The sequence below is a fragment of the Nostoc sp. T09 genome (assembly GCF_002154695.1).
Taxonomy (GTDB): Bacteria; Cyanobacteriota; Cyanobacteriia; order Cyanobacteriales; family Nostocaceae; genus Aulosira.
The window spans coordinates 1-24,354 of the sequence record NZ_MTAV01000064.1 but is presented as its reverse complement, the minus strand read 5'-3'; the positions used below and the strand labels follow the sequence as shown (position 1 = coordinate 24,354).

General features: G+C 44.4%; 25 protein-coding genes and 1 pseudogene. 8 read left to right on the top strand and 18 right to left on the bottom strand.

All coding sequences use genetic code 11. The annotated features are described in order from the left end of the window. Positions 1 to 140: 140 nt before the first annotated feature. The 11 genes from BV372_RS14900 to BV372_RS14855 form a co-directional block, all read right to left on the bottom strand. A complete protein-coding gene (locus tag BV372_RS14900; protein ID WP_086687276.1) occupies positions 141 to 455 on the bottom strand; it encodes an SDR family NAD(P)-dependent oxidoreductase in 315 nt (104 codons plus the stop codon). 49 nt (positions 456 to 504) lie between these two features. After that, positions 505 to 1,176 carry an HAD family phosphatase gene (locus BV372_RS14895; RefSeq protein ID WP_086687275.1) on the bottom strand — a complete coding sequence of 224 codons (672 nt, stop codon included), beginning with the start codon at positions 1,174 to 1,176 and terminating at the stop codon, positions 505 to 507. A gap of 37 nt (positions 1,177 to 1,213) precedes the next feature. Beyond that, entirely contained in the window at positions 1,214 to 2,083 is an 870-nt protein-coding gene (locus BV372_RS14890) for a bile acid:sodium symporter family protein (protein WP_086687274.1), read from the bottom strand. Positions 2,084 to 2,227: 144 nt separating this feature from the next. After that, on the bottom strand, positions 2,228 to 4,588 hold the full coding sequence (locus BV372_RS14885) for an arylsulfatase (RefSeq protein ID WP_179198100.1): 2,361 nt from the start codon (positions 4,586 to 4,588) through the stop codon (positions 2,228 to 2,230). Next, positions 4,578 to 5,549: a formylglycine-generating enzyme family protein gene (locus BV372_RS14880; RefSeq protein WP_143845129.1), complete on the bottom strand. Its 972-nt coding sequence runs from the start codon at positions 5,547 to 5,549 to the stop codon at positions 4,578 to 4,580. Before BV372_RS14880 ends, BV372_RS14885 begins: the two co-directional genes overlap by 11 nt. Positions 5,550 to 6,100: 551 nt before the next feature. Beyond that, a complete protein-coding gene (locus BV372_RS14875) occupies positions 6,101 to 6,748 on the bottom strand; it encodes an HAD-IA family hydrolase (protein ID WP_086687273.1) in 648 nt (215 codons plus the stop codon). A gap of 42 nt (positions 6,749 to 6,790) precedes the next feature. Then, on the bottom strand, positions 6,791 to 7,474 hold the full coding sequence (locus tag BV372_RS14870) for an HAD family hydrolase (protein WP_086687272.1): 684 nt from the start codon (positions 7,472 to 7,474) through the stop codon (positions 6,791 to 6,793). 8 nt (positions 7,475 to 7,482) lie between these two features. Beyond that, positions 7,483 to 7,824 carry a ferredoxin family protein gene (locus BV372_RS14865; RefSeq protein ID WP_086687271.1) on the bottom strand — a complete coding sequence of 114 codons (342 nt, stop codon included), beginning with the start codon at positions 7,822 to 7,824 and terminating at the stop codon, positions 7,483 to 7,485. Further along, on the bottom strand, positions 7,821 to 9,518 hold the full coding sequence (locus tag BV372_RS14860; RefSeq protein ID WP_256973231.1) for an FAD-binding protein: 1,698 nt from the start codon (positions 9,516 to 9,518) through the stop codon (positions 7,821 to 7,823). Before BV372_RS14860 ends, BV372_RS14865 begins: the two co-directional genes overlap by 4 nt. Before the next feature lie 852 nt (positions 9,519 to 10,370). Continuing rightward, positions 10,371 to 10,538, bottom strand: a complete 168-nt coding sequence (locus tag BV372_RS36315) for a hypothetical protein (RefSeq protein ID WP_179198099.1) — start codon at positions 10,536 to 10,538, stop codon at positions 10,371 to 10,373. Between the two features lie 74 nt (positions 10,539 to 10,612). After that, positions 10,613 to 12,109 carry an APC family permease gene (locus BV372_RS14855; protein ID WP_086687270.1) on the bottom strand — a complete coding sequence of 499 codons (1,497 nt, stop codon included), beginning with the start codon at positions 12,107 to 12,109 and terminating at the stop codon, positions 10,613 to 10,615. 371 nt (positions 12,110 to 12,480) lie between these two features. Here BV372_RS14855 and BV372_RS14850 point away from each other — a divergent pair, with 371 nt between their 5' ends. From BV372_RS14850 to BV372_RS14835, 4 genes are read left to right on the top strand one after another with little or no spacing between them, the layout of a single operon-like run. Further along, positions 12,481 to 13,086, top strand: a complete 606-nt coding sequence (locus BV372_RS14850) for a nitroreductase family protein (protein ID WP_086687269.1) — start codon at positions 12,481 to 12,483, stop codon at positions 13,084 to 13,086. 40 nt (positions 13,087 to 13,126) lie between these two features. Beyond that, on the top strand, positions 13,127 to 13,801 hold the full coding sequence (locus tag BV372_RS14845; RefSeq protein WP_086687268.1) for an O-methyltransferase: 675 nt from the start codon (positions 13,127 to 13,129) through the stop codon (positions 13,799 to 13,801). Between the two features lie 40 nt (positions 13,802 to 13,841). Further along, positions 13,842 to 15,188, top strand: coding sequence for an LLM class flavin-dependent oxidoreductase (locus tag BV372_RS14840; RefSeq protein ID WP_086687267.1), 1,347 nt, complete (start codon positions 13,842 to 13,844; stop codon positions 15,186 to 15,188). Between the two features lie 36 nt (positions 15,189 to 15,224). Continuing rightward, a complete protein-coding gene (locus tag BV372_RS14835) occupies positions 15,225 to 16,463 on the top strand; it encodes an acyl-CoA dehydrogenase family protein (RefSeq protein WP_086687279.1) in 1,239 nt (412 codons plus the stop codon). Here BV372_RS14835 and BV372_RS35245 read toward each other — a convergent pair. Continuing rightward, on the bottom strand, positions 16,460 to 16,645 hold the full coding sequence (locus tag BV372_RS35245) for a hypothetical protein (RefSeq protein ID WP_143845127.1): 186 nt from the start codon (positions 16,643 to 16,645) through the stop codon (positions 16,460 to 16,462). The genes BV372_RS14835 and BV372_RS35245 overlap by 4 nt on opposite strands. 398 nt (positions 16,646 to 17,043) lie before the next feature. Here BV372_RS35245 and BV372_RS14830 point away from each other — a divergent pair, with 398 nt between their 5' ends. Both BV372_RS14830 and BV372_RS37630 read left to right on the top strand, forming a co-directional pair. Further along, positions 17,044 to 17,532 carry a GNAT family N-acetyltransferase gene (locus tag BV372_RS14830; RefSeq protein WP_086687266.1) on the top strand — a complete coding sequence of 163 codons (489 nt, stop codon included), beginning with the start codon at positions 17,044 to 17,046 and terminating at the stop codon, positions 17,530 to 17,532. A gap of 122 nt (positions 17,533 to 17,654) precedes the next feature. After that, positions 17,655 to 18,059 (top strand): annotated as a pseudogene (locus BV372_RS37630) (transposase); the annotation flags it as partial. 192 nt (positions 18,060 to 18,251) lie between these two features. Here the strand turns inward: BV372_RS37630 and BV372_RS14820 are convergent. The 3 genes from BV372_RS14820 to BV372_RS37625 all read right to left on the bottom strand — a co-directional run bounded on the left by BV372_RS14820 (position 18,252) and on the right by BV372_RS37625 (position 20,273). Then, positions 18,252 to 19,769: an FAD-dependent oxidoreductase gene (locus BV372_RS14820; protein ID WP_256973230.1), complete on the bottom strand. Its 1,518-nt coding sequence runs from the start codon at positions 19,767 to 19,769 to the stop codon at positions 18,252 to 18,254. Between the two features lie 6 nt (positions 19,770 to 19,775). Then, the gene (locus BV372_RS14815) at positions 19,776 to 20,021 is read right to left on the bottom strand and encodes a hypothetical protein (protein ID WP_086687264.1); all 246 of its coding nucleotides are present in this window, start codon (positions 20,019 to 20,021) and stop codon (positions 19,776 to 19,778) included. Positions 20,022 to 20,141: 120 nt separating this feature from the next. Next, the gene (locus BV372_RS37625) at positions 20,142 to 20,273 is read right to left on the bottom strand and encodes a hypothetical protein (protein ID WP_256973229.1); all 132 of its coding nucleotides are present in this window, start codon (positions 20,271 to 20,273) and stop codon (positions 20,142 to 20,144) included. 171 nt (positions 20,274 to 20,444) lie between these two features. On the opposite strand from BV372_RS37625, the gene BV372_RS14810 reads away from it, so the two are divergent. Beyond that, positions 20,445 to 20,876 carry a deaminase gene (locus BV372_RS14810; protein ID WP_179198098.1) on the top strand — a complete coding sequence of 144 codons (432 nt, stop codon included), beginning with the start codon at positions 20,445 to 20,447 and terminating at the stop codon, positions 20,874 to 20,876. Positions 20,877 to 20,919: 43 nt separating this feature from the next. On the opposite strand, the gene BV372_RS14805 is transcribed toward BV372_RS14810, so the two are convergent. The 3 genes from BV372_RS14805 to pyrE are packed head-to-tail and all read right to left on the bottom strand — an operon-like array spanning position 20,920 to position 23,362. Then, on the bottom strand, positions 20,920 to 21,339 hold the full coding sequence (locus tag BV372_RS14805; RefSeq protein WP_086687263.1) for a GFA family protein: 420 nt from the start codon (positions 21,337 to 21,339) through the stop codon (positions 20,920 to 20,922). Between the two features lie 28 nt (positions 21,340 to 21,367). Then, positions 21,368 to 22,780 (bottom strand): amidase, encoded by a 1,413-nt coding sequence (locus BV372_RS14800; protein ID WP_086687262.1) that lies wholly within the window; start codon positions 22,778 to 22,780, stop codon positions 21,368 to 21,370. A 30-nt stretch (positions 22,781 to 22,810) separates the two neighbouring features. Next, the gene (gene pyrE / locus BV372_RS14795; RefSeq protein ID WP_218776728.1) at positions 22,811 to 23,362 is read right to left on the bottom strand and encodes an orotate phosphoribosyltransferase; all 552 of its coding nucleotides are present in this window, start codon (positions 23,360 to 23,362) and stop codon (positions 22,811 to 22,813) included. Between the two features lie 216 nt (positions 23,363 to 23,578). Between pyrE and BV372_RS14790 the strand changes: the two genes are divergently transcribed. Further along, positions 23,579 to 24,280, top strand: coding sequence for an HAD family hydrolase (locus tag BV372_RS14790; protein WP_086687261.1), 702 nt, complete (start codon positions 23,579 to 23,581; stop codon positions 24,278 to 24,280). Positions 24,281 to 24,354 lie beyond the last annotated feature (74 nt).

The window sequence follows — 24,354 nt, the reverse complement described above, 5'->3', positions numbered from 1 at the left end:
ACCACTTTTACTATTTTGGTTAATTTATCCCTGGTTAAGTATTTTCCCTAATTCAGATTTATTACTGGGATTCAATCATTTAATTGCCGCTATGAATCAATTTAAACCCTGTTATGCTTCTGGATAATTTAGCTTCTTTACTACTTGCTTATTCCGGAAAGTGACAGAAGAGGGTTATTGACGAGTATATCTAACCGCCCATATTTATCTTTAATTTCTATGAATGCTTTTTCCACGGCTGCTTCATCAGTAATATCTAACTGCAATGGTGCAGCTTTTCCACCTAAAGAAGTAACCGCCACAACTACCGATTCTAGTGTTTTTAAACTTCGTGCATTTACCAGCACAAACGCTCCAGCATTAGCTAGCGCCTTGACTATTTCTAGCCCTAGTCCGCGATTTCCTCCAGTCACCAGGGCAATTTTATTTTCCAATGAAAATGTAGTTTGTGTCACAGTTACTTTTACATTGAATTTTTGATTTTAAATAGTCCCCAGTTCCCAGCTATAGCAGTTGAGCAAGCTGCCGCATATCGTTAAAAACTATCTTGGCTCCAGCCTCAGCAAGAGCAGTGCGTAGACGTGCAGCGGCTTGTCGTGAGACATCGCTATATTGAGCATAGCCAAAAACAGTCATTCCTGCGGCGGATGCTGCTTGTACACCCGGTACAGAATCCTCAATCACAGCACAATCTTCTGGATTTGTATTCATTTGCTCGGCTGCATAAAGATACACATCAGGAAAAGGTTTGGGGCGGGAAACATCATTAGCACTGTATAACTTGCCATCAAATCGATCCAGAAGCCCCGTTAATTTCAATACCAATTGAATATGACGGTGACTGCTATTTGATGCCACACATTTTGGTGATGTAATTTGTTCTAATATTTCAGTAATTCCTGAAACTGGCTGTAATTCTTGCTGTAGGGCAGTGATTTCTCTTTCCTTGCAAAGTTCTATAAAGTTTTTCGGCAATGGTTTGTTATAAGATTGTTCAATAATCTCTAAACAGGTTTTTAGAGACTTGCCTGTAAATTGTTGAGTCATTTCTGCATAGGTCATTGGAAACCCAACTTCAGTGAGCATTTCTGCAAAAATGCGATTGACTATTCTTTCGCTATCAACCAAAACTCCATCACAATCAAAAATCACAAGCTTGAATCGATTCTTGCCCATGTTGTTGCCTCAAATTTAGCATCTTCAGAGTTGCTAACTAGATAACTTGTTTGCTCTCTAAATCCTGTGGTTGGTCTATTTCGATAAACTTTGGCCCGACAATGAGTACTGTCAACATCATTAATATACTCGTCACCATAATGATGCTCACCACGCTGGGATCTTCAAAATTACTTGTACCTACTAATAATGCAGCAGCAAAATTGCGTTGTGCTGTTCCTACTCCTAGCACCCGTTGAGTATCAATACCAGGCCCGCCTAAAAGATAACCAACGCTAAAGGAAAAGATAATAAATACAGCACAAACAAAGATTGCGCCTGTTTTTAATAAGCCAATAATATCGTTGGTGTGAATTATTAATCTGACTACTAAACCGAAAAGTAATCCAGCATTAGATAATTTGAATAAAATAGGCCGGATAACAGGAGCGATCGCTGCAAATTTAGCTTTGATGAATAGTCCAATTACTAACGGGCCAATCATCATCAATAACAAAGGTTTGCCAATGTCCCAAGAATTGATTTGCACGCCTTGCACCACTAAGGGTAGTACTAACGGCATATAAAAAATCGTGCCAAGCATCAGCAACATCATTAATCCCACAGAAAAGGCTATATTGCCCTTCACTATTTGGGCAAGTTTAGGCAAAGCCGGAGGCCCTGATGCTAATGCCATAATGAGTAAACCATCTTTGAGCGCTTCAGTTAAAGGTACTACTTGTACTAGCAGATAGACAAAACTTGGCACCAATATAAAATTTGTCAACAAAGACAATATGACGAGTCTGGGACTGCGGAGTGGCTCCCAAATTTGTTTGATTGTTAAACCTAAACCTGCACCTAACATAGTGAACACAATGAATGTGAATAGTGCAAGTTTGTCGATTACTACTAATATTTCATTCATGATTTATAGGGTGGTTGGGCATCCCTTCGGCTTCGCTCAGGGCAAGTCGGCATTGGCATTGGGAATAAGAGTTCTTCTCCTTCAACTTCCGGTCGCCGAGCGGAGTCGAGGCGCTGCTTTCTCATCCCCATGCCCCAATCTTTATTACTTCAACTCCAGGCTGACTTGTTGTAAGTTACCAGTGAAAGCAAAGGGTACTTGATAGGTGTCAACAACGGGAGTACCTGTATCTCTGCCAACATCAAAGGTTTCGTCTAGGGCTAAACGGTAAGCGATGGTTTTATCAACTCGACCTTCAGCTAAGAGTTGGTCATTGATGAATAATTTGCCGATTCCACCTGCACCTACACCTCCGTCATAATCAAAATTGAACCGGATTGTAGATTTACCGGAGGGCAATTTTTCTCTTGACTGGATGATGTAGCGGGCAGTATTGGCATAGTTGTAGGCATAAGTAGGCTTGCCATCCTCAAGGAAAAAACTCCAGCCAGCAAAGCGACCGCCTTGAGTCAAAAGGACACCTTCTGCCCCGTTTTCTGGAACTTCTACATTAGCTGTAATAGTGAAGGAGCGATTTTTCAGATTTGGGGCGCTACCTTCTGGGATGCCAACTGTACCAGGATAGTAAGTAAATGTTGTGCGTCCTCTAGTGAGGCTGGGGCGAATTTTCACATCAAACCTTTCAGCGATGCGATCGTCTAGCGGTAATACGTTATGCTTCTTAGCTTCTTTTAAAAACAGCTTTTGCAGTTTTTCTAACTTCTCTGGGTTTTCCTTAGCTAGATTATTCGCCTCGCTGAAATCTTCGGCAATGTTGTACAGTTCCCACTCATCTGTATCAAAGTTGCCTTTTACAGTTCGTTCCCAAGGTAAGCGACCATGACGCGCCGCCGCTACCCAATCTTCATCGTAAATGGCTCGATTACCCAACATCTCGAAATACTGCGTCTTCCGATGGGAGGTCGCATCAGGATTATCAAAGGTATAAGCGAGGCTAGTACCTTCAATTGGTTGTTGCTTCACACCATTAACTTCTTTCGGGGCAGTAATTCCCGCTACTTCTAAGATAGTAGGAGTAATATCAATTACATGATGGAATTGGCTGCGGATGCTGCCTTGGTCTTTAATATTTGCACCCCAGGAAATCACCAAGGGGTTGCGAGTGCCGCCAAAGTGAGAGGCGATTTGCTTTGTCCATTGAAAGGGAGTGTTAACTGCCCATGCCCAAGCAGCAGGAAAATGGTTAAAGGTTTTGGGGCTACCCAAGTCATCATAGGCAGCTAGCAGTTGTTGCAGATTTTCGGGTACAGCGTTGAAGACTTGGAGTTCGTTGACGCTACCTGTTAATCCACCTTCTGCACTAGCACCGTTATCTCCCACAACATAAATGACTAGGGTGTTATCCAGTTCACCCAGTTGGTCAACAGCATTAATTAACCTGCCTACTTCATAATCTGTATGACCTAAAAATCCAGCAAATACCTCGGCCATGTGGGCATAAAGTTTTTGCTGTTCTGCGGAGAGGGAATCCCAAGCTGGTAGTTCTTGGGGACGGGGAGTGAGTTGGGCACTGGCAGGAATTACACCCAGTTGTTTTTGTCGGGCAAAGATTTCTTCGCGTAATTTATCCCAGCCTTGGTCAAATTTGCCTTTGTATTTATCAATCCACTCTTTAGGGGCATGGTGGGGTGCGTGGGTAGCGCCTGTGGCAAGATAGGTGAAAAAGGGTTTTTCCGGTGCAATGGATTGTTGGTTACGAATCCAGGCGATCGCATGGTCTACTAAGTCAGGAGTTAAATGATAATCTGGCTTGTTTGGTTGGTCTACACGTTTAGTATTTTCTACTAAAGCTGGACTCCACTGGTTAGTATCACCACCTAGGAAGCCGTAATAATACTCAAATCCTAATCCTGTAGGCCAGCGATCAAAAGGCCCGGCGGCGCTAGTTTCAAAGTCTGGAGTGTTATGCCATTTCCCAAAAGCCGCTGTATTATAACCATTTTGTCGCAGGATTTCGGCAACGGTGGCAGCACTTTTGGGCAAAATCGTTGTGTAGCCAGGATAACCTGTGGCTAATTCCTCAACTACCCCTGTATTCACTGAATGGTGATTGCGCCCAGTTAACAAAGCTGCTCTAGTAGGCGAACACAGGGCTGTGGTGTGAAATTGGTTGTAGCGTAATCCTCTTTCGCCTAGGCGTGTCAAATTTGGAGTGTCTACCGGGCCGCCAAAAGTACTGGCTTGTCCAAAGCCCACATCATCTAGTATGACTAGCAAGACGTTGGGTGCTTTGGCTGGGGCGGTGATGGATTGGGGAAAGTCTGGTTGTGAATCTTTGTAGGTGAGGCCGACTTTACCCTTAAACTCTGGTAAGGGCATGGGTAAAACCTCAGATGTAGCTGCTAGTGCGGGGCTATTGACCATCAACAAAGCGATTAGCAAAGATAAAGCGATCGCCTTGGCAATTTCTCGAAACAATTTCCAGTGCTTGGATTCAAACTTCATTCTTCATCCTTTCTGTAGTCAAGTTCTTCACTAAGCGAAATCCGATATGAGTTGTTCCCGTATCCGGGGTTTGAGATTCTCGCGCTGCTGGACGGAAGCGGCTGCAATAGTTAGGCGCACACAGATAAGAGCCACCTTTGATTACGTGTAGGGCTTTTTCAGTGGGTTTATTGATGTCAAAACTTTGTTCCGGGCCTGTAGGATTAACACTGTGGGTTTTGTGGTTATGTCCTGGCATAAACCAATCGGATGTTAATTCCCAGACATTACCGGTCATGTCATAAAGACCATAACCGTTAGGTGGAAAGGAGCCAACGGGGGCAATACCTGCGTAACCATCTTTTTTGGTATTGAAAAAGGGAAAGATTCCTTGCCAGGTGTTGGCTTTTTTCTCAGAATACTGGTCACCCCAAGCATAAGTTGCACCATTTAACCCACCACGGGCGGCGTATTCCCACTGGGCTTCGGTGGGTAGTGATTTTCCTGCCCATTGGGCGTAAGCTACAGCGTCTTCGTAGGCAATATGAACGACTGGATAGTTGTCTTGAATCGCACTTTCTCTTCCAAATGGATGTCGCCAATTCGCCCCAGTCTGCCAATGCCACCAACTAAGTTGTTTTGCTCCTGGTTGTGCTATCGCAAAAACTAAGGAACCGGGTAATCTCTGCTCATCTGGTAAGTCAGGAAACTGTTCCTTTGATAAAGGGCGCTCTGCAACTGTCACATAGCCTGTTGCTTTGACAAACTCTGCAAATTGTGAATTTGTCACTTCATATTTATCGATACAAAAGGAACTAACTCTTACCTCTTGAGCTGAGAGTTCTTCTATATAACCTGAATTATCCGATCCCATCGTGAATTTCCCACTGGGAATCATTACCATTTCTGGGGGACAGGGATTTACAGTAGCGGCAAAGGCAGGAGGAATCATGAGAGCGTAGGCGTAGCCCAACCTAGGCATCGCTACTCCTATAACCAATAACAGCGCTAAAAAACTTTTCCTTAACACAGTGGTGTTGACTGCTAACAAAAAGAAATTCAAATTCTGACTTAAATATTAATAGAGTTCATGAATAGGCGAAAATGTAGCATTTTTAATCAAAATTCACCCTCATTTTCAACTTCTTTAAAAAACTTTAGTTTGTTTGAATTTAACATAATACTGTATATCGATAAATTTACCGTACTTAATTACAATATTGATAACCTACCTCTTAAGCAAAAATAAGTCAAGAACTTTTTTGGCGTTCATGATATAGCTGACCATTGAGATCTGATTCGTAAAAAAATCTAAAGAAAACTGAATCTGCCTTGACTCATGTTATAGGCTAAATTGAGACTAATTATGTTGTTGCCGTTAACAACTTCTGGACTATCGGGGTAGGAATATTCTTTCTTCAGCCAAAGTTTTCCCTAAAAACAGCATATTTAAATAGTCTGACAAGTTATCCACAAGCTGTAGTAAGATACCTGCCACCAAAAGTCATAAACTTATTACATATTCTTAGCTAATTAAGAGCGATCGCATTTTATTAAGTAAATTTTATCGAGCCGTTTGATCAGATATCTCATGTTAGAAAATACATGATTTTGTTCCTCTACTTCCTCCTCATTAGAATATTTCAAAGCATAGATTCCTGCTGAATATGCAGCTTGAATTCCTACATCGCTATCTTCAATGACAACACAAGATTCGGGCGAGAATCCCATTTTATTTGCTGCATACAAAAATAAACCGGGAGCGGGTTTCCACGAGCCTACCTCATAAGAACTAAACAAGCGATCGCCAAAGTAATGCGATAGATTTGTTACATTAAGAGCCTTGCGAATTTTTGCTATGGGCGCGCTTGAAGCTACACAAGCAGTATATTCTAAGGTTTTTAACATCTCTGGAACACCTGTGATTGGTTGCAAGTAAAATTCAAATAATTCATTCACCCTGTGGCGATATGTTACCTCAAAATCTCTGGGCAGCTTTTCGCCATACCTCATTTCTATGTCAGCTAAAATTAAAGCTAGCTTTCTGCCACGATATCTAAGAATTAGACTTTCAACTGACTCATTGATAAAAGGTAGCAAATCGATAAATGCTTGGTTACAAAGTTTTTCACTGTCAACTAAAGTTCCATCCAAATCAAAAATTACACAAAGATGCTTCATAAATTGTTTATATCTGTAAACATTCGAGCATCTGCTCCATTTTTATGCTATCGCTGCCAACGCTGCAAAGAAAATTTCGGCATCATTATAATCTGGGAAAACATAAGTTGCTCCCTCTCCGCGTAATATTTCAGCTTGATCGCCAGATGCAATCCCAATAAACCCATATCCTAACTTCTTCGCAGAACAAATATCCCAAATTCCATCGCCGACATAAAGAATGTTGGAAAATACTTGATCGTATTGTTTTTCAGCTCTAGTTAATGCGATTTTTATAATTTCCTCACGGGATTCGTCATCATCAGAAAAAGCATAGGGAATATTTTGGGTTGGCAAATTTGCTGACTGAAGTTTGAAAAGGGCTGAGGCTGTCCAAGATCCTCCTGCATAAGCTATGTGATGATTGAAAGACAAAATTAAGCTCGATAAAATACTAGATGCCCCTGAAATGGGTTGAATACCCCCAATACTTGCTGAACTCTCTATTAATAATTCAAGAAACCGCTTTTGGAATCTTGCAACTTCATCAAGAAACGGAATTCGATTGAGATGATGCTGACATACCTCTTTCAAAATACATGCATCAGTGACATGGCTGTACGATGTCCAATCATTTGAAACTTCTGAAAAACCGAACACCTCAAACAACGCTTGGAGAAATGCGTTATTATCCAAATCATTTGACTGCGTAAGTGTGCCATCAATATCGAATATCACTAATTGCATACCGAAAATTAACTTTGATAAGGGCGTGGTAGTTGGCGCAGTTTATGAGCAGTATCTAATTCACTATTGTTTTTTCTGCCATATCCCCAACCCAAGGTACGACGATATTCACCCATGATGCCACTTTCAATTAAATCATCCTCGTTGACTGCAACATTAGTATGAGATTGGGGTGCAACATAGAGCGCATCTGCTGGACAGTATGCTTCACACATGAAACAAGTCTGACAGTCTTCCTGGCGAGCGATCGCAGGTGGTTGGTTGGGAACTGCATCAAAGACATTGGTAGGGCAAACTTGAACGCAGACATTGCAATTAATGCACAGTTGATGGCTGACAAGCTCGATCATGATACTGAGGCTGTAGTTTGAGTTGTTAATACTGATGGTGTAGCTGTTGCATCCTTAATCCAATCCCGTCTCACCCACAGCTTGTCTAAGCCGCCTGTAGCTTGGTAATAACGCTGATTGGGATCGGTTTCGCGATAGTCTACACGAATGTGTTCGCTGCGGGTTTCCGTGCGATGTAAAGCACTAAAATATCCCCATCGGGCTACAGCCACCAGAGCAGCAGCTCGCCGAGAAAATTCTATATCGCGCACGGTATCTTGTTTTGGGTTCCCTTGTACTTGCTGCCACAGGGTTTCTAATTTAGCGAGGGAATCTAGAAGTTTCTGCTCAGAGCGCAAGTAATTCTTCTCTAAGGGGAAAACCTCAGCTTGGACACCACGCACGATCACCTCATTATCAAATGTTTCAGCAGTAGGAGACTGAGAACGGATTCCCGCTTGACCAGCAGGACGCACAACCCGTTCATGAGCATGAGCACCTAGACTTTTCGCAAAGGTGGCTGCACCTTCTCCTGCCCATTGTCCTGTAGAGATTGCCCAAGCAGCGTTAGGGCCACCACCCCCAGAAGCTAAACCGGCTAAAAATTCCCGCGATGCGGCATCACCAGCAGCGTAGAGTCCAGGTACTTTTGTACCGCAACTATCATTAATAATCCGAATTCCACCTGTACCCCGAACTGTACCTTCTAAAACCAGTGTTACAGGTACTCGTTCTGTATAAGGGTCAATGCCAGCTTTTTTATAGGGTAGAAAGGCGATGAAATGAGACTTTTCAATTACTGCCTTGACTTCAGGTGTGGCTCGATCCAAACGAGCATAAACAGGGCCTTTCAAGAGGGCGTTAGGGAGGAACGCGGGATCGCGACGACCATTGATATAGCCACCTAAATCGTTACCTGCTTCATCAGTATAACTAGCCCAACCAAAAGGAACACCCCTTGTGACTGTGGCATTAAAAGCAGTTGAGATGGCATAGTGATTAGAGGCTTCCATACTAGAGAGTTCACCGCCAGCTTCCACAGCCATCAACAATCCATCACCTGTATTGGTATTGCAACCTAAGACTTTACTCAAGAATGCACAACCGCCATTCGCTAGAACTACTGCACCAGCGCGAACGGTATAGGTGCGATGATTTTGCCGCTGTACACCTGTAGCTCCAGCTACCGAGCCGTCGTCAGCTAATAACAGTTCTAGAGCCGGACTCTGGTCAAGAATTTGCACGCCCACACGCAACAGGTGTTTGCGGAGTACTCGCATATATTCCGGGCCATAATAACTCTGACGTACAGATTGCCCATTTTCATTAGGGAAACGATAGCCCCAATCTTCCACTAAGGGCAAACTCAACCAAGTTTTTTCGATGACACGCTCGATCCAACGTAAGTTAGCGAGGTTCTTTCCTATGCGGTAACGCTCCGATACAACTTTCTCCCAATCCTCTGGAGAAGGAGCCATGATGCCATTCCCACTAGCTGCTGCTGCACCACTGGTACCTAAAAAACCTTTATCAGCAATGATGACTTTGACACCTTGGGCGGCGGCGGCCGATGCTGCCCAGGCTGCGGCAGGCCCACCACCAATTACCAGCACGTCAGCGGTTAGTTGTAGTTCAGTTTCGCTATCGACTGTGAGCAATTCTTTTTCCTCCTTATTGATAGTTGCACCCTCTTTGGGGAATTCAAAATTAATCACCCCGCAGATTCATCTGGGGGGTTGAATTCATGTGGTCACTAAGCTTGCCGAATTGTTATTTGACTTTCTCGTTTCCATTGGCAAGTTGGCTAAGTCGGCAGCAAGTTCAAACAGTATTGATAAACATATGATTTCAGTTTATATGATACCCTAACTGTTAGATTTTCAAATATTAAATCTTATAAATTAATCTCTAATCTCTGTGCCTCTGTGGTTAGATAAATTACTTTTAAACCTCAGAGAGCGCAGTGAACCAGTGCTGCGGGAGGGTTTCCAACGCCACTTGCGCGACTGCCGGGGAACCGCAAGGGCGCAGTGGCTCCTCCGCAGGCGACTGGTGAACCCAAAGGGAAGCGTAGAGAAAAAAACATATTTTATGACTCACCTTGAAATTGCTAGTCCTAGAGACTAAGAAGAGAAATCACAGTCTCAAGGGGCGATCGCAATATCTGACGATCGCTCCTTAAGATTTAGTCAAGACCCTCGAAATTTTTGCGTCAAACCAGCTAGAGGTAGCAGTAGCTAGAAAAAATTTGCCTGGCTTAATTGTGAATTGATATTATCAATACCTTCGCCAAAATAAGAGGGTTAAAAATTTTGGCAAAAATGGCAAAATAACCTACCTTATAAGCTCAATGCTTATAAGGTAGGTTAGAGGCTCAAACCCTTGATAATACGAAAGTACGCCAAAAAAACCTTGCGATAAATCGGGAAGGAATTTTTAGGGTTTATTGTTTTTGCCCAACCCTAGAGAAAAGGACGTTAATACATGAATTTACCCTCGTAAATTGGCAGAGGTATTGATATGTAGAGACGTTACTCGTAACGCCTCTACATATTGCATCTGATGTTTTAATCAGCTTCTTCTTCGCCACCTATAGGAACATCAGGAACTCTAAAGGCGATATTTTTCCCGGATACATTGGGGATATACCAATTAATATCACCAGCCTTGTAAAATTTGCTAGGAGAAATATTTAACTCCAATGCTCCTGTTTCTCGATTGTTCTTAGCTATCAATTGCGTTCCTTTGAATATTTTGATAGCTACCGCACCTTCTATTTGTTGATTTGCGTCAGCGTTTGAATAATTGACTATTTACGGTGGTTGCTATCAAATCTGATGTGAATTACGTCGATGGCTTTAACCATTTTCTTGACCATTTTGGGAGAGCGTAGTCTTTGAAAAATAAACCATCCGCAAGCAGTTGCAAGATATATTAAAAAGAGGTAAGGAAAAAGATTATAAGGAGCTTCTGGAACGGGAAACATTTTACTACCAGGAATCCCTACGCTGCCTAACAATGGAATAAACATAAATCCTATTGCTACAAGGAAAAATATAATATCTCTGCCTCGCAGGCTATTAATTTTGTAAAGGTAAATTGGTGCGGCAAGAGAAATTAAAATGTAAACGGTGACAAATCCAAAGCTAGCGATCGCACCCAGATAACCCATACTCTCAAAGAGCTTGATTTGAAATAACGCCATCACCGCTGGGATCAAGAAGGTTAAGAAAGAACACATCGTGACTGCAATATGAGGTGTTTTATTCGATGTGTGTGCATTACCCAACTTGGCATGAAACAAGCCATGACGCGCCATCAGGAAAAATATCCTCGCGGCGGGATTAATGCTACCGAGGACGCAAGCAAAGAAACTAGCCAGCGCACCTAAGCCAACTAATTCACCCAGCCAACCTAAACCTATTTGTTGCGATAGATAACCTAGAGGTTCTTCGGTTTGGGTAATGTCTACTCCTGATTTGCGAAACGCTAGCACTTCAATATATGTAGTACAAATATAGAATAAACCTGCGAGGATGACACTTCCTAAAACTGACCGAGGAATTGTTTTCAATGGGCTTTTTGCTTCATCACCCAAGGTAGTCGCACTTTCAAACCCTGAGAAAGCAAACATTACCAGTACCAGTCCGGTTGCTAGACTACCTGGTTGCACACCACTCAAAGAGATCTGGGGTAAATCTAATGCAAAACCGTGGTGCGCCCAAATCATCGTACATAAGATTCCGATCAATGCGATGGATATACCCTCCATCCATAGCATGGCAACTGCTGAGAGTTGAATATCTTTATAACCTGCATACCAAGCGATTCCTGCACCTAGCGCTAGTAAGGTGATGCTAGAAGGGTGAATTCCCACTTGACCAATCAACACACTGCTGAAGTTGGCAAAACCGCACAACACCGACATTGCAGTGAATAGATAAGCTAAAACCAAACTCCAACCGCAGATTACACCTGCTGTCGGGCCAAGACCTTTGACGATGTACGAATAAAGAGAACCAGGTGAAGCAGAACGGCTAGCAAATTGATTAATGTTGATGCTAACAAATACCAGTCCCACCAAACCTATAACCATACTCAGCCAAGTGCCGTTACCTGAAAGGGCAACAATTAAACCGACATTGGATGCAGGGATAGTTGTCGGTGCTATAACGGCAAAAGATTGTGCTAACCCTACGGGTACTCTGCGAGAACCCCTACGGGGAACGCCAGTTCCTTTATGCCGACGGCACTTCCTACAAGTCGGGGAACCCGCCCAACGGAGTGCCTCGGGAAACCCGTCCACCGGACTGGCTCACCGCTGCGCTAACACCACTTCGTGTCTACATTTTCACTCGTTGCGGACAGATTAAGAACAGTTTGCCGCACATTATTATGACTTGTACCTTGTGCGATCGCACAATCGCAGTCAAGTTTTTCTTCTGCTTAAATCATCTTTCGTAGCTGATGCTTGATTATCCTCTCATTGATGCAGTACCATTATTAAAATACTGTTAATCTATAGAATAACAGTAGTATAGAATCTGTGCCTAAGAAAAAGTTTTCTTAACTGCTACAAGTCTTGAAAAACCGCAATTAATTATCAATCAGTAATGCAGGCATAGACAGTTTATTAGTGCCAATTCAAATAGAGTATTAACCAGGAAATTCATTCACATGACGCAGAAACTTGCCCAAACGCAATATCCTGTTCATGACTTCATTCGCAGTCGTTGGAGTCCGAGAGCTTTTAGCGAGCGCTCAGTTGAGCAGGATAAACTACTCTCATTGCTAGAAGCAGCTCGTTGGGCACCCTCCTCCTATAATCATCAGCCTTGGAGCTTTATTGTTGCCACCAAAGATGACCCAACGGAATACAATCGTCTACTTAGTACCTTGGTTGAGTTTAACCAAGGATGGGCGAAAAATGCTCCGGTACTGATACTTGCGGTTGCTAAAATCCGTACTGATGATGGGAAAACAAACAGACACGCATTTCATGATGTCGGACTGGCGTTAGAAAACCTGATCCTTCAGGCGACTTCTCTAGGTTTATTCGCCCATCAAATAGCGGGATTTAATGCAGACACCGCCAGGGAAATATACCAAATTCCAGAAGACTATGAGCCTGCAACTGTAGTGACAGTTGGCTATCCTGGCGATCCCCAAAGCCTCCCCGACGGACTACGCGATCGCGAACTGGCTCCCCGTGTCCGCAAGCCATTGGAAGAATTTGTCTTTACTGGACAGTGGGGGCATACTTTACCGTTGTTGAAAGACTAAAGGTATCGATAAAAAACTCTATCGAGGTTTAGGAGGTAATATGAGCCAAGAACATTGGGCTGCGGTCGATCGCTATATCACCGACTTGTTTGTCCAGCCTGACCTCGCCCTAGATACAGCGCTGCAAACTGCTACTGATGCAGGACTACCACCGCACAATGTGTCACCAAATCAGGGTAAACTGCTGTTACTGTTAGCACAGATCCAGAAAGCGCGTACCATCTTAGAGATTGGTACCCTAGGCGGTTACAGCACAATTTGGCTCGCGCGATCGCTACCTGCTGACGGTCGCTTGATCTCGCTGGAGGCTAACCCAAAGCACGTCGAAATCGCTCGTGGTAACATCGCACGCGCTGGTCTGTCCAACCTCGTAGATATCCGCCTGGGACGGGCGTTGGATACATTGCCACAGATCGCCACTGAAGGACACGCTCCATTTGACCTCATCTTTATTGATGCTGACAAGCCAAACAATCCTGATTACTTAGCTTGGGGGCTGAAGCTTTCCCGTCGTGGTAGCTTGATTATTGCCGATAATGTTGTCCGTAATGGGGCGGTAGTCGATGCTATTAGTAGTGATAGTAGCGTGCAGGGGATACGCCGCTTCAACGAGCTACTGGCAGCAGAACCGCGTGTGAGTGCTACAGAGATCCAAACAGTGGGTAGCAAAGGTTACGACGGCTTTGCGATCGCGCTTGTGACTAGCGACTCTTGAATTGAACTGAAAAACTTGTATTCACTAATAACCATTTAAGATGAGCAGATCAAAGCAATTAAAACTGGGCGCATTCATGCGTCCTGTAAGCATACATACTGGCGCTTGGCGCTATCCTGGGGCTTTACCTGACGCAAATTTCAACTTCCCAGCGCTGAAACAATTTATTCAAAAACTAGAGCAGGGCAAGTTTGATGCCTTCTTCATGGCCGATCACTTAGCGGTGCTGAATATGCCGCTGAATGCTCTCAAGCGTAGCCACACCGTCACCTCCTTTGAGCCTTTCACTTTGTTGTCTGCCCTTGCCAGCGTCACCGAACGCATCGGGCTGGTAGCTACGGCTTCTACAACCTATGATCAGCCTTATCACATCGCTCGCCGCTTCGCATCTCTCGACCATATCAGTGGCGGTCGCGCCGGCTGGAACATCGTTACCACAGCCAATCCCGATGCAGCGCTCAACTTCGGTTTGGAAGAAGAGGTAGAACATGACGAACGCTACGTGCGAGCTAGGGAATTCTATGATGTCGTCACAGGTCTTTGGGATTCCTTCGCTGATGATGCGTTCATCCGAGATGTGGAATCAGGGATTTATTTCGAGCCGGCAAAAATTCACGTTCTCAATCATAAGGGAAAACATCTCTCGGTACGAGGGCCATTGAACATCGCCAGACCTGTCCAGGGTTGGCCTGTGATTGTTCAGGCGGGTGCATCTGAAGCGGGTCGGCAATTAGCTGCGGAAACTGCCGAGGTCGTGTTTGCATCAGCCAGTAGTCTGGAAGTAGGTAAAGCCTTCTTTGCTGACATTAAAGGGCGGGTACGGGCGATCGGACGCGATCCAGAAAGCATCAAAATTCTTCCAGGTGCTTTAGTAATTGTCGGGGAAACTGTCGCCGAAGCACGCGCCAAGCGTGTCGATTTGGATAGCTTAGTACACTATGACAGTGGTATTGCCAGCCTGAATAGCGCCCTTGGCTACGACGTTTCTGGCTTCGATCCAGACAGCCCCTTGCCGGAAATTCCCCCAACTAACGCTGGGCAGACATCGCGCGAACGAGTAATAGCGCTGGCGCAGCGGGAAAACCTCACAATTCGGCAGATGGCGCAACGTATCGGCAGTTACGGTGGGTTGGCTTTCGTTGGTACACCGCAAACGATCGCCGATGAGATGGAACAATGGCTCACCGAGGAAGGGTCTGACGGGTTCAATGTTATGTTCCCTTATCTGCCAGAGGGGCTGAATGATTTTGTAGATAAGGTTGTGCCAGAACTGCAACGGCGTGGGATTTTCCGCCAGGAGTACGAAGGCAAGACGCTGCGGGAAAATCTGGGACTCGCTCGCCCCGCTAATCGCTTCTTTCAGACCACAACCGCATCTGTTAGCTAGATGCAGCTATTAAAAAAATTATCACAGAGAAAAACCATGACTCAAATTGAAGAAAAAGCTTTAGATTCCAGCTTTGAGTTCTCGGCTCCTGTCACAGCTAACTCTCCCGAATTGCAAACTCTGTTGGATTTTATCGCTTTGGGAGCAACTGAGCGCGATCGCGATCGCATCCTGCCTTTTGATGTCATCGACCTAATTAGGCGATCGCGTTTAGGTGCATTACGCATCCCTGTTGCCGAAGGTGGTGGTGGTAGTTCAGCGCGGGAACTATTTGAGGTGGTGATTCGTTTGGGAGATGCCGATCCGAACGTCGCTCACATTGTGCGGAATCATTTCTCCGTGACCGAGCGCATCTTGCGCTCTTTGCGCAGTGAGAGAAACCGCCGTTGGCTCAAGGCTGTCGTTGATGGAGCGATTATCGGACTCGCCACCACCGAACTGGAAGTTAAGCGTTCTGGTGGCGGTGCAGTGGTGAATACGAAATTGACTCCCGATAACGGTGGCTATCGTCTCAACGGTAGAAAGTATTACAGCACTGGTAGTATTTATGCAGACTTGATATTCGTCCGGGTGTTAACACCCGATGATGCTACAGCGTTCATACTCATTCCTACCAACCGCGAAGGGATTGAACTTGTAGACGACTGGGACGGCTTTGGGCAACGGCTCACGGGTACGGGAACGACTACGTTCGCCAATGTTCGTGTAGAGGCAGATGAAGTAATTCTTGATACAGATATAGATAAAGAGAACTTACCCTACAACATTGTGCCGCAATTGTTCCTGACTGCAATTAACGCTGGCATTATTCGCAGCGTGCTACGCGATGCAACAAACCTCGTTCACAAACGACCTAGAACCTTCTATCATGCCGTAACTGAGCAAGCAGCAGACGATCCACTATTGCAGCAAACCGTCGGTCAGATTGCCGCCAATGCCTTTGCTGCCGAAGCGATCGTCCTGGCTGCCGCCGATGCTCTTGATCGCCTTCCTGCTGCCCAAGCCCAAGATGAAGAGTCGGAAACCGCAGCAGCGCTGGCAGCTTCTTTAAGTGCAGCCAAAGCCAAATTGATTGTTGATGAGTTAGCACTACGTTCCGCTACCCTACTATTTGAAGTTGGTGGGGCTTCCACAACCAAAAAAAGCTCCAACTTGGATCGTCATTGGCGTAATGCTCGCACTTTGGCATCTCACAATCCAAGTCACTTCAAAGCCCGTGCGATCGGAGACTACGAAATCAACGGCACGCCCCTGCCGACAAGAGGATTTTTCTAAGATTGTGAATTAGGATGGGGGAGCCACTGCGTTAGAGAGCCAGTGCGTTGCGGAGGACAGTTGCGTGGTGAGGCAGCGCGGTCTTGGGGAGCCAGTCCGTTGCGGAGGTTCCCTCCGTTGTAGGAACTGGCGTGGTTTCCCCCATGAGCGACTGCCGAAAGGGTTTCCCGGCAGTCGCGCAAGTAGCGTCAAACTGTCCGTTGAGGTTCCCCGGAGGCGAAGCGTCTCCGGCTCCGCTCCGTTGTAGCAACTGGCGTCGGGTTCTCCGGTTTAAAGGAGCCAGCGCTGTGGTGAGGCAGTAGTAGGAGTATTATGTCTATGGGCGTGGTCAGCGTTTTGTTTTTGTCCCTTGGGCATGGTGGAACACCAAACTTTTCATTACCTTGTTTGCCTACTTGAATTTACCTTGCGAAGGTTACTCAGTTTTTATTAAGTTATGCTCTCATTACAATACTTTTTTATTGTCCATTGTAGCTATTCAAAACGGCTTTAATTATCATTCTTATTCAAGATATTTTGAGTATTTTAACTAGTTGGCAAAAGTGCAATTATCTTATCCTCTCACGGATGGTAATAACCCATGACAATTCTCTTTGAACAAATGGAATTAATCTCATACAGTTCCGAATTCCAGGCTAGTTTGGAAGATTTTTTGGAAATAATGTATTCGTACAGAGGATATAAATTTGATCCTACTGGCTTACAGTCAGATATAAGGAATATTAAAAATATATACCAAAGTCAAGGGGGAAATTTCTGGATTATGAGGGAAAATGCCGCAATAATTGGAAGTATTGGATTAAAGATATTAAACAAAATAGATAAAATAGGAGAGATTAAAAGGTACTTTGTTTTACCTTCATATCAGAGTAAAGGAATAGGTACATTATTAATGGAAAATTTATTATTGAATGCCAACAATAACGAATTACATATATTAAGATTGGATACAATGAGAAAATCTATTGCAGCTAGGAAGATTTTTGAAAAATATGGATTTAAAGAAATTAATAAATATAATGACAATGAAATAGCCGAAATATTTATGGAACTCAAATTAAAAAAGTAAAAATTAAAAACAAAAAAAAGAAGATCAACATAAGCCCATTTGTCCCTCATGGTTGCGGTAGTATTAACACTGCTGTGGCGACAAGTTCCTGGTGTACAAGAATTGACTCGATTATTAGCATTGATCCACAGATTTTACCTCCCTAGTCCGTCGCTGACTTATATGGACGAAGATGGAGAATTGAAAAAGCTTTTTATTCTGTTAAAGGCTTATTAGGGTTGTCTTATTTATGTACTGGCTCTGTTAATGGAATTAAATTACAAGTATGGGCAACTTGGTTATTTTATGCTGTCTTGGTTGATTTAGTTGATGCTGTTGCGGATGAATTATCTCTCCCATTTGACCGCATTTCTTTCGAGATGATTTATCGTGGTTTGTACCATTTCAGCGTTGCTTATGACAAAGGAAAGGCGGATGACCCTATTAAGTACTTTGCTGCTTCAGAAAATCAAGATTTAGGAGTTGTCAAATCTCTACGAAAACCAGTCTACAAGCTGGATTTATCTCCTTTTCCTGCACACTCTAGACAAATGTGCAATTCTCTTAACCTGTCGCGGATGGTTCCTGATGGGGGTTCCCCCATCAGGAACTGCCGAAAGGGTTCTCTGACTTGAGGCGACTGGCGTCAAGTGGCGTCATTAGGAAAGAAGGTAATAGGCAATAGCCATTAATTATTTCTCCTCTGCTCCCTGCCCCCTGCTTCTTAACCCTATGCAGACTTAGCTGACCGCAGCCTTAGCTGGCTGTTTCCATACTGCGGCGGCGTACAGTGATTCCTCAAAATCTGGTGCAATGTTGTCGCTGGTGATGCGTGCCTCGTGTTGCTCCCAGTCGGTGAAGAACAAGTCGTGACTGATGCGTGAGACTATTGCAGGCACATCGCGGCGAATACTGGGTACGTCACCAATGGGCAGACCGAAGCTAACGAAACCAGCAGGATTGAAGACGTGGATGTCTTTGAGGTAGGGCGCAGCGCCAGGTACTTTTTCTAGGTATTCGTGGGCGCTACCGAGGTAGGGGTGCGTTCCCAAATCATCGTCGCGCTGGTCGGCTGGTGGGTCGTAGCGATCGCCCCACAGGGCGATATGTTGGGAAAAGTCTGCTAGTTCGGGGCGCTTTGTCGGATCGACGAAGTAACCTGTACCTGCGATCGCAAAATCAAACTCGAATACATCATCGTTCACCTGAGCCACGATACGCCCGCCTTTTGCCTGTGCAGATTTCCAAGGTGCAGATAGATGCAAGTGGAAATTGGAAAAGGCGATCGCCCGTTCAACCGCATCCGGTGGTGGTGTGGAGCCTACTTGGCGAAAGCGCCAAGCTTGGAACCAGCGAGCTGCATCAGGCAGCTGTGGATAGTTGTAGTAGGCACCAGGATACCCCCGCACCCGCAGCACGGGCACAGATGCGATCGCCGAGCGCCGTGCAAACAGATGTACTGCCTTCGCTCCCGATTCTAGGGCTACCCCTGCTGCGTCGAAGGCTGAAGCCGCTGCACCCAGCACTGCTACAGTCTTACCGCGCAGTGCTGCAAAATCGATGGCATCGGCGGTATGTGCATAGAGCGTGCGTGGTAAGTCAGCTAGTACGGGAGGTATATAGGGGCCACCAGTCCCAGCCACACCGTTGGCGAAGATAATCTTACGTGTAGTTTCCACTTGCGGGACACCGTTTATCTCAAGGTGCAGACGAAAGAAACCTGCGGCTGGCTCAATTCGCACCAACTTCGTTCGGTAACGAACTGAAATGCCGAGGATCTGCCGATACCAGCTAAGGTACTCTGCCCAAGCTACTCGTGGAATCCGGTCGATTGCCGCGTAGGCCTCAGCACCGTGTCGCGCTTCATACCATGCTTGAAAAGATAATTCTGGAATGCCTAATTCAGGGCCGGGCAGGTTCTTCGGTGTGCGGAGCTTTTTCATCCGCGCTCGTGTCAGCCACACGCCTGCAAAGCTCTCGTCCTCGGCTGCATCGATTACAGTTACGCGACCGATACCTGCACGCCGTAGTGCAAATGCAAAGGTACTACCGCTACCACTACCACCTACTATTGTGACATTGTGGTCGATACCTGGGCGATCGCTCACCCAGTTTTCCGGAGCGGGGCCGATTAGGCGTAGTGCCTCAAGAGCACTGAAATCGGGGTTAGTCGTTGTTGTCATCTGGATAGTTTTGGGAAATAGGAAATGAAGAGGATGTGAGGGATGAGGAGGATGAGGAGGATGTTTCTTCTTCATTTCTCCCTACTCCCCGATTCTCGCTTTCTCTGCCACTACTAGTTGTTGGCATTCGATTTGAGCTACCTTGGATTCAATTGCCGTACCCTTGGGGTTGGCTTTATCGTTAAATACTCTTCCTATAGTGCAGTTGTCAGCCTCGGAACCAAAGCTTTCAATTGCTGATATCCGCCCAAAATACACTTGGATAGCAGACTTATCAAATTGTTTTTCTGTAAAGCTTTGAGGTAATCGTGTCTGGCACTTGGGCATTCACCTAGTTACTAGACATTAAAAATAAAGTTTACACAATACATACAAAAAAATATGTACTGGAAAACACAATTTTATGATGAGCAAATTATTAGTTTATCAAATATTAAATATGGCAAACTATCTTGGAGTGGTGAAACGATGGTTTGAGACGCTTGCTTGAGCGATCGCATCCCAAATAAAAGAAGATGGATTACAGATGTAACCCATCTTGTCTGGGCTAAGAAAGTCATAATTTTGAATTTTATACATAGATTTTAAGAATAAACTCGTAGTTAATTCAGCAAGAGAGCTATTTGTATGGGCGGATCTTCCGACTTGTAGCAAATGCTTTCAAACTAGCGTTGTGTTATCTGGTAGACTAACGCATCTGATAATTTATTGATGGTGCTAGTTTTTTATCAGGTTTAAAAATTCAAGAATATGAACGATAAATTTATGCTGGCTGCTTTAGCTCAAAGCAGAAAAGCTTTACTAGAATGCTTACCTAACCCACCAGTAGGTTGTGTAATAGTCCATTCTGGTGAGATAGTAGCAGTAGGATATACGCATTCGCCTGGAAAACATCATGCTGAGGCTGATGCACTCACGCACATTCAAGGTCAAGATTTACAGTTTTTGCAAATGTACGTCACTCTTGAACCTTGTTCGTTTCAAGGACGTACACCCTCTTGTGCTTTAGCGATCGCTAAAGACCCCCGCATTCAAGAAATATATGTCTCGAGAGTCGATCCAGAGCCTCGCAATAACGGTAAAGGATTAGATATTCTTAAACAAGCAGGAAAAACAGTTCATGTCGGGTTATGTGCCGATGAAGTGAATGCTTTTCTTCAAAAATATTTATTACAGGAATGAATTACCGATTACAATCCAGTTTCTCTGCATCAGACTAACACAGTCATACACTATGGCGATTTCGGGAAAAACCAGGTAGTTCAGGATCAATATAAGCCCAAGGCACTGCGGAATCAGTCCATATTTGATGCATCGGCTTAACCAACTGGGGATTGTCCAAACTTCCTGCTTTCAGCCAGACGAATTGGGGCTTTGCTGGCGCTCTTGTAAATAGGGGGGAACCGCATTCTGGGCAGAATTCGCGAGTGATGCTGTTACCACTGTCTCCATTTTTCGTATAACTCTTAACTTGACCTTTTACGATACGCAGCGCGGCTGATTGTAGACGAACTCCAATATTGAAAGCACTACCCGTGGTCTTTCTACAATCTCGACAGTGGCAATAATTTGCAGAGTCTAGTTCTCCCTTATACTCATATCGCACATAGCCGCAAAGACACCCTCCTGTGATGAGTTCAGTCATCGTCTTTTTCTTTGTAGTACATCTGAAATTACTGGGAAAGATTTGTGTTCACTTCCGAAGGCATAATGAAAGGAGAAACCGTTTCATAAGCTTTAGCTGCTTGCAATACTAGTAAATCTCTGTACTTGGCAGCGACAATTTGTATACCTACAGGTAAGCCGTTTTTGGTAAAGCCGCAAGGTACAGATGCAGCAGGTTGTTGTGTGAGATTAAAAGGGTAAGAAAAAGGTGACCAATCTCGTTCGGGATGGTCAATATATGACTGGGGTCTGTTTTGTCCGATGGGAAAAGCAACTACAGGTAAGGTGGGAGTAATCAGTAAATCATAGTTTTGGTGAAAGCGTTGCAGGTGCCTTCCTAAAGCTTCACGAGCATCTTGGGCGCTGAGATATTCTGCTAGTGTAATGCGATCGCCTTCTTTGGCATTAGCCTGCAAGCCTTCTTCAATCACAGCTTGTTGTTCTGGACTAAAACCACGCAGTAGCTTGGCTGCACCAGCTTTCCAGAAGGTTTGGAAGATACTTCGGGGATTGGCAAAACCAGGATCGACTTCTTCGACAACTGCACCAAGTTTTGCAAATACATCAACTGCGGCTTTAACTAAAGCAGCTACTTCTGGCTCAACATCAGCGTAGCCAAAGTTGGGACTGTAAGCAATTCGCAGCCCCGCTACACCCCGATCTAAATTCACAGTATAGTCTTGTTGCGCATCTGGTAAAGCATACCAATCACGCACATCCGGATGGGCGATCGCATTCAATGTGATGGCTGCATCGGAGACGGTGCGAACTAGAACGCCAATATGAAATAGAGTTCCTGTATGGGCTGATGGATAGCCAGCCACACGGCCAAAAGTAGGTTTGAAACCAAACACACCTGTTAAAGCCGCCGGTGTTCTTGACGATCCCCCGCCATCTGTACCGAGATGCAGGGTTCCCAGCCCCAATGCAGCAGCGACAGCCGCACCGCCGCTACTACCTCCGGGGGTTAGCTCTGTATTCCAAGGATTGCGGGTGATCCCAGTTAGAGGGCTATCGGTGACACCCTTCCAACCAAATTCCGAGGTTGTAGTTTTTCCGAGTAAAATTGCTCCCTGTTCCCGTAGACGGGCTACCGCAGGTGCATCTTCTTCCCAAGCTTGATTGGCGTTAATTGCTTTACTTCCTCGGCGTGTTGGTAAACCTTTGGTTAAGAGTAAATCTTTAGCAGTAAAGGGTATTCCATCCACCAAGCCAAGGGGATTATTATTTAACCAGCGCACTTCTGAGGCAGAAGCTTCAGCAAGAGCTGTCTTTTCATCTACGATCGCAAAGGCATTAACTAAGCTATTGTAAGTATTAATTCGTTCTAGGGCAGCTTTGGTTGCTTCAACTGGTGATAATTGGCGATCGCGATACAGCGATAACAGTTGAGAAGCTGATAAATCGGTAATTTCTGACATATTTTGGTGTTGAATAAGAATTAGCGATTTTTAGGTAGGTAAGTCACGACGCTTGAATAGAGAAAGCAGTACGATCCCTTCAGCTAAGAGTTTGTCAACAGCACCTTCCTCGCGATCGATAACGCAGAGTGCGTAATTAATTTCAGCCCCAAGTTGACGAAGCTGATGGGCTGAGATGACGATTTGACCACCAGAAGTTACTACATCTTCTACAATCAGCACTTTCCGATTATTAATCTGTGCACCTTCCGCTAATTGGGAAGTTCCATATTTTTTCGCTTCTTTTCTTACGAAAGCAGTAGGTAAGCCAGAGTAGTGTGATAAGAGTGTCACTATAGAAATAGCACCAAGTTCAAGACCAGCCAGTACTTCAGTATCGCTGGGAATGAGATTAACCATCTGCTTCACAATAGCATCAAGTAAGCTCGGATTTGCCTCGAATTGATACTTATCAAAGTATTCGCTTGATATTCGTCCAGAGCGCAGTTGAAACGAGCCAACAAGATGTGAAGCTGCATAAATTTGCTTTGCTAGTTCGCTTTTAATCATTTCGGTTTCAAGTCTTTTGTTAAAAGCTTCCATGAATTCAATCTTGCTTTAAAGACTTTGCTATATACAATTCAGCAGTTTGATATTTATCGAGTTAATAACTATTTTCTAGCAAACCAACTGAACAATAAAGCGGTAGTTGCTTGCTAAGAACAATTTGCAAGCGGTTATTACTTTAGATAAAATACGGTAATTCAATCAGCTTACTGTATTTTTTTGGATAACTCAATCTCCTCACCAGTACCATACATGATTAAAGCTGTACTTTTTGACCTTGACGATACGCTTATCGAGCATGACGCTGCAATTAAAAGTGCTGCTGGTGCATTGTTTGATAATCTGATACCTAATAGAGAAAACGAGCGTCAGACATTCGTAGAACGTTGGATATATTTAAATCTAGAGTGGTATAAAAAGTTTTATGCACAAGAAGTAACTTTTCAAGAATCGGCTAGAGGAAAACTGCGAGAAGCATTTTTGCCATACGGTTATCGGTTCTCAGATAGGGATGCTGACAGTTTGTTATCGGAGTATTGGGAAAGGTACGTGGCTAGGTGTCTGTTGTTTAATGATGTCAATGAATGTTTTATGCAGTTACAAGAATCCAAGATTGGGGTACTAACAAACGGTCAGGAAAATCAACAACTAGAAAAACTCAGACGATGCGGTATTCTCTCAATTTTAGATGTGGTTGTGACTTCAGAAGAGGCGGGATTTGCCAAACCTGCACCTGAAATTTTCCTCCATACTTGCAAAAAAATGGGACTACAACCAAGAGAAACCATCTATGTTGGAGACAATCTTGAACTAGATGCAATAGCCCCCAATCAGGCAGGTTTAGTGGGAGTCTGGCTTGACCGATTACACAATGATTCTTTGGACTCTCCTGGAGATGTGAAACGAATCAATCGGCTAACTGAACTATACACTGTTGTGCAAGAGTATTTGTGAAATTTTGTATTTAGTTAACGTGAGTTCGACGGATAGGAAAGCGCAAAAAGCTGACTATAGATGAATTTGCTTAA

Coding starts and splice junctions, on each gene's coding strand:
- BV372_RS14815 (WP_086687264.1), bottom strand. CDS start 20,021: ATGCCCAAGTGCCAGACACGATTACCTCAAAGCTTTACAGAAAAACAA.
- BV372_RS14805 (WP_086687263.1), bottom strand. CDS start 21,339: ATGACTGAACTCATCACAGGAGGGTGTCTTTGCGGCTATGTGCGATAT.
- BV372_RS14885 (WP_179198100.1), bottom strand. CDS start 4,588: ATGAAGTTTGAATCCAAGCACTGGAAATTGTTTCGAGAAATTGCCAAG.
- BV372_RS14820 (WP_256973230.1), bottom strand. CDS start 19,769: ATGAAGAAGAAACATCCTCCTCATCCTCCTCATCCCTCACATCCTCTT.
- BV372_RS14870 (WP_086687272.1), bottom strand. CDS start 7,474: ATGCAATTAGTGATATTCGATATTGATGGCACACTTACGCAGTCAAAT.
- BV372_RS14895 (WP_086687275.1), bottom strand. CDS start 1,176: ATGGGCAAGAATCGATTCAAGCTTGTGATTTTTGATTGTGATGGAGTT.
- BV372_RS14810 (WP_179198098.1), top strand. CDS start 20,445: ATGAACGATAAATTTATGCTGGCTGCTTTAGCTCAAAGCAGAAAAGCT.
- BV372_RS14865 (WP_086687271.1), bottom strand. CDS start 7,824: ATGATCGAGCTTGTCAGCCATCAACTGTGCATTAATTGCAATGTCTGC.
- BV372_RS14850 (WP_086687269.1), top strand. CDS start 12,481: ATGACGCAGAAACTTGCCCAAACGCAATATCCTGTTCATGACTTCATT.
- BV372_RS14800 (WP_086687262.1), bottom strand. CDS start 22,780: ATGTCAGAAATTACCGATTTATCAGCTTCTCAACTGTTATCGCTGTAT.
- BV372_RS37625 (WP_256973229.1), bottom strand. CDS start 20,273: ATGTATAAAATTCAAAATTATGACTTTCTTAGCCCAGACAAGATGGGT.
- pyrE (WP_218776728.1), bottom strand. CDS start 23,362: ATGGAAGCTTTTAACAAAAGACTTGAAACCGAAATGATTAAAAGCGAA.
- BV372_RS14845 (WP_086687268.1), top strand. CDS start 13,127: ATGAGCCAAGAACATTGGGCTGCGGTCGATCGCTATATCACCGACTTG.
- BV372_RS14880 (WP_143845129.1), bottom strand. CDS start 5,549: ATGCCTAGGTTGGGCTACGCCTACGCTCTCATGATTCCTCCTGCCTTT.
- BV372_RS14835 (WP_086687279.1), top strand. CDS start 15,225: ATGACTCAAATTGAAGAAAAAGCTTTAGATTCCAGCTTTGAGTTCTCG.
- BV372_RS14875 (WP_086687273.1), bottom strand. CDS start 6,748: ATGAAGCATCTTTGTGTAATTTTTGATTTGGATGGAACTTTAGTTGAC.
- BV372_RS14790 (WP_086687261.1), top strand. CDS start 23,579: ATGATTAAAGCTGTACTTTTTGACCTTGACGATACGCTTATCGAGCAT.
- BV372_RS14830 (WP_086687266.1), top strand. CDS start 17,044: ATGACAATTCTCTTTGAACAAATGGAATTAATCTCATACAGTTCCGAA.
- BV372_RS14840 (WP_086687267.1), top strand. CDS start 13,842: ATGAGCAGATCAAAGCAATTAAAACTGGGCGCATTCATGCGTCCTGTA.
- BV372_RS14890 (WP_086687274.1), bottom strand. CDS start 2,083: ATGAATGAAATATTAGTAGTAATCGACAAACTTGCACTATTCACATTC.